Source organism: Streptomyces atratus (assembly GCF_040655115.1).
In the GTDB taxonomy this organism is placed as follows: Bacteria; Actinomycetota; Actinomycetes; order Streptomycetales; family Streptomycetaceae; genus Streptomyces; species Streptomyces atratus_D.
On the sequence record NZ_JBFAJH010000010.1, the window covers coordinates 1 to 3,431 of the forward strand.

General features: G+C 67.6%; 1 protein-coding gene, 1 tRNA gene and 5 pseudogenes. 1 reads left to right on the plus strand and 6 read right to left on the minus strand.

The genetic code is table 11. From position 1 onward, the window contains the following. Nucleotides 1-284: 284 nt before the first annotated feature. The gene (locus tag AB0I23_RS14145) at nucleotides 285-626 is read right to left on the minus strand and encodes a hypothetical protein (protein WP_359109488.1); all 342 of its coding nucleotides are present in this window, start codon (nucleotides 624-626) and stop codon (nucleotides 285-287) included. Nucleotides 627-846: 220 nt separating this feature from the next. Further along, nucleotides 847-1,563, minus strand: a pseudogene (locus tag AB0I23_RS14150) (DDE-type integrase/transposase/recombinase); the annotation flags it as partial. Nucleotides 1,564-1,770: 207 nt separating this feature from the next. Here AB0I23_RS14150 and AB0I23_RS14155 point away from each other — a divergent pair. Beyond that, nucleotides 1,771-2,001: pseudogene (locus tag AB0I23_RS14155) on the plus strand (site-specific integrase); the annotation flags it as partial. 34 nt (nucleotides 2,002-2,035) lie between these two features. On the opposite strand, the gene AB0I23_RS14160 reads toward AB0I23_RS14155, so the two are convergent. The 4 genes and pseudogenes from AB0I23_RS14160 to AB0I23_RS14175 all read right to left on the minus strand — a co-directional run. After that, nucleotides 2,036-2,108 (minus strand) — tRNA-Lys (locus tag AB0I23_RS14160). Nucleotides 2,109-2,418: 310 nt separating this feature from the next. Beyond that, nucleotides 2,419-2,706: pseudogene (locus AB0I23_RS14165) on the minus strand (amino acid permease); the annotation flags it as partial. 102 nt (nucleotides 2,707-2,808) lie between these two features. Then, nucleotides 2,809-3,060, minus strand: a pseudogene (locus AB0I23_RS14170) (FG-GAP repeat domain-containing protein); the annotation flags it as partial. A 119-nt stretch (nucleotides 3,061-3,179) separates the two neighbouring features. Then, nucleotides 3,180-3,431: pseudogene (locus tag AB0I23_RS14175) on the minus strand (DEAD/DEAH box helicase); the annotation flags it as partial.

Here is a 3,431-nt window from a genome sequence, read left to right on the forward strand (position 1 = left end):
CAGCGGATACTCCCTGCCCGAACAGCCAGATCATCTCGCCGACCGCCAAGACAACCCCGAAACGATCACTCCGGAAACAAGCCGGTGGATCCGGGCTCAGCCGACGACGGCACAGTGATTCATTCCCTTACCGAAGCCCTCCGCCGTGAGCGCACCACCCACCGAGAGCGCGTCCAAGAGTTCGAACAACGACTGGCCGCGGCACACGGCGAGATCCTGCGCTTGCAACGTGTGATCCAGTCACATAACCCGAGACCGTGACAGCACTCGCCCGGCTCCAGAGCTCACGATCCAGAACGCAATCCCAGAGCACTGTGCTCCACCACACCCGAGGGAAGATCGATCTTCCCCGAAGCCCGAGCAGTCAGCTCCACGAGCCCGGCCCGGAGGTCGGCGGCCGGCTCACCAAGGACGATCGCGCTGATGATCAGCTCCATCATCAGACGGTCGTACTCGTCGCCCATGCTGCGATAGCGCTCGCCATCGGCCTCCACCACAGCAGAGGCGATCCTCCTCCCACCACCAGCCACGGGGACAAAGGACGCCTCATAGACGCCGCGACCGGTCCAACTCCTGTGCATGAAAACGACATCGCCTTCGACGAAGACGTTCCACTTCTCATCCATGTCCCGGGCCCGATATCCGCGCCGGATCCGGTCCCAGTCCTCGTCAGTCCAGACACGATCCGGCAACTGAGACACCGGCCTGGGCGTGTTCATCGGCTGGAGGCGCCGAAACGACTCTCGGGTGAGCGGGGTATCGGCAGTCATGACGTGATCCTACGGATGCACCACTCCAACAGGACAGCGACTTACTTACAACTGGGCAGAGGATGAACCTCAGCCACTGCAGGCGCGTCCGGCCCCGCTCGGCCAGCCCCTTGGCCTCCGGGTCGCGGGGCCGGCACAGGATCACCTTGCAGGCCAGCAGCCCGGCCAGCGCGGCGAACTCATGACCGAGCACGACCCGTCCCTCCCGGCGGCGTCCGATGGCCGCCTCGTTGTCCCAGACCAGTGCCCGGGGCACCGCTTTCCAGCCGGACAGCAGGTCCCAGTGGCCGCTCACCAGGTCGGCGGCCTGCCTCGACGACAGCATCCGCGCGGTGATCACCCGGGAATAGCCGGACACCATCACCAGCACCGGCGGGCGCCCCGTCTGCCCGAAACCCAGCGGGATGTCCACCGGCGGGAACCACAGATCGCACTGGGCCAGCTCGCCGGGCTGATACGCCGTCCGCGGGACCGGGTCCGCCGGCAGATACACCGGCCGCAGTTCCCGCACCCGCCGCTTCAGCACCGACAACGACCGTTCCCAGCCGATCCGCTCGGCGATCACCGTGGCGGGCATCCGCGGGTACTCCGCCAGCAGTTCGCGGATCGCCGGCTCCACCGCGTCCACGATCGAGCCCTTCGGCGCCCGCCGGTACTTCGGCGGATCGTCGCTGGCCACAGCCCGCCGCACGGTGTTCCGGGCGATCCCCAGATGCCGCGCGATCCCCTTGATCGACATTCCCTCCGCACGGTGGAGCCGCCGGATCTCAGCCCGGTCCTCCACACCGATCACCTCTTCCACCTGACTCCCATGGAGCCAGACTGATCACTTGATCACGGAAGGGGTCACTTTTCATCGACCGATAGGGGGGTCACGCTTCACGGAACGGCGACAAGCCGATCGATGGCCGGAGCGCTCTCCTCGACGGGTTGCGGCTCGGCGAATCGCCCCGTTCCGGACTGGCGGAGACCGGGACCTGGACGAACGCCAGGGGCCGCTCGGGAGACGCTGTGCCACTCCACGATCACGCTGACCTCGGACACGTACACGAGCCTGCTGCCCGAGGTCGACAAAGCTGCCGCAGAAGGCGCCGCTGCTCCGGTGCCACGTGCTCGTAAGACCCCCTCCGTAGCGCCTGCTGTCGGACCGTCCGCTCACGCATCGCTCACGCAAGAGGCCGGGAAAGACGAAGCGCCCCGACCGGCCGAAGCCGATCGAGACGCTAAGTAGCAGGTCAGAGGGGGTTTTCCCTCGCTGCTGGCGGTAGGCCGTGTGGGACTCGAACCCACAACCAACGGATTAAAAGTCCGCTGCTCTGCCAATTGAGCTAACGGCCCTCGGCGAATCACCCCTGAGCATAGCCCGCCGGAGCCCGGCAGCCGATCGGGTATCGGCTGCCGGGCCCGTCGAGCCGCCTCGGGATGTGGTTCATTCGGCGGTGACGCCCGCGCTCGTGCGCTTGTGATCCGGTTTGAGGAACCAGTGGCGGGCCGACACGACCCACCATGTCGCCGTTGAAACCCAGGGCGGCCAGGACTGCGATCGGGGCGTAGTTGAACAGCTGCGCGCCGATCGCGACCAGCAGCAGGAGCTTGCCGGTGGTGGCGCCGAGGACGTCCAGGAGGATCTGGGCGGGCGGAGCGCCGGTGCCGTCACCGCGACCTGGCCAAGCACGTTGAACCAGCCCGTGAACCAGGCCCAGGCCGCCGCCGAACGCGGCGGGGCCAGCCGGTGCGCCCAGAAACAGAGCCCTGCGGAGGTCGGGTACACCGAACAGATCTCCGCCGTCGCCAGGCCGACGAACAGCGTCATCAGGCCGATGCCGACCCGGCCCCAGGTGATGGCGGCGGGACCGCCGGTGTTCATGCCGAACAGATACAGCGTCAGGCAGCCGGAGATCACCGGACTGATCGTGCAGGAGAGCCTGGAGTACATCTGCCGGCCGCTCCCGACCCTCACTCGTGCGGCGAAGAGGCCCTTGCCGTCACCCCGGTAGGCCCACAGCACCCCGGACGTGTCGCGAGCAAGGAGATCGGCCTTGCCGTCGCCACTCGCATCGCCCACTCCGACCAGGGAGTTGTAGATCTGCCGGCCCCCGCCGACCTTCACCCGGGACGCCAGCGTGCCCTTACCCGTCCCGGCATAGCGCCACAGCACCCCGGCCCTGTCACGCGCCAGCAGATCGCCCTTGCCGTCACCATTCAGATCGCCGGCACCGGCAAGCAGATAACCCTTCCACCCCGTACCGATCTTCACCCGCGCCTTGAAGACCCCGGCACCCTTGCTCACATGGGGCGAAAACGCGCCGAAGGCGGGCCCACCCGTAAATCAAAAGCGGGCCCAACTCCTGAAGAGCGGGCCCGCTTTCGATTCACTTGTTCAGCTGTTCAGCGACGTGCGCGTGAACGTCAGCCGTTGCGCTTCCAGCGCGGCTTGTCGTCGCGGCGGCCGAAGGAACCGGTGTTGGTGCCGGTACCCGTGCCACCGCGGTGGTCGTCGCGGCGGCCGGTCGGACGGTCGCTGCCACCGGAGCGGAAGCCGCCCGAGGGGCGGTCGTCACGACGGTCGCGGTTGAACGGACGGTCGCTGCCACCGGAGCGGAAGCCACCGGACGGGCGGTCGTCACGACGGTCGCGGTTGAACGACGGGCGGTCGTTGTC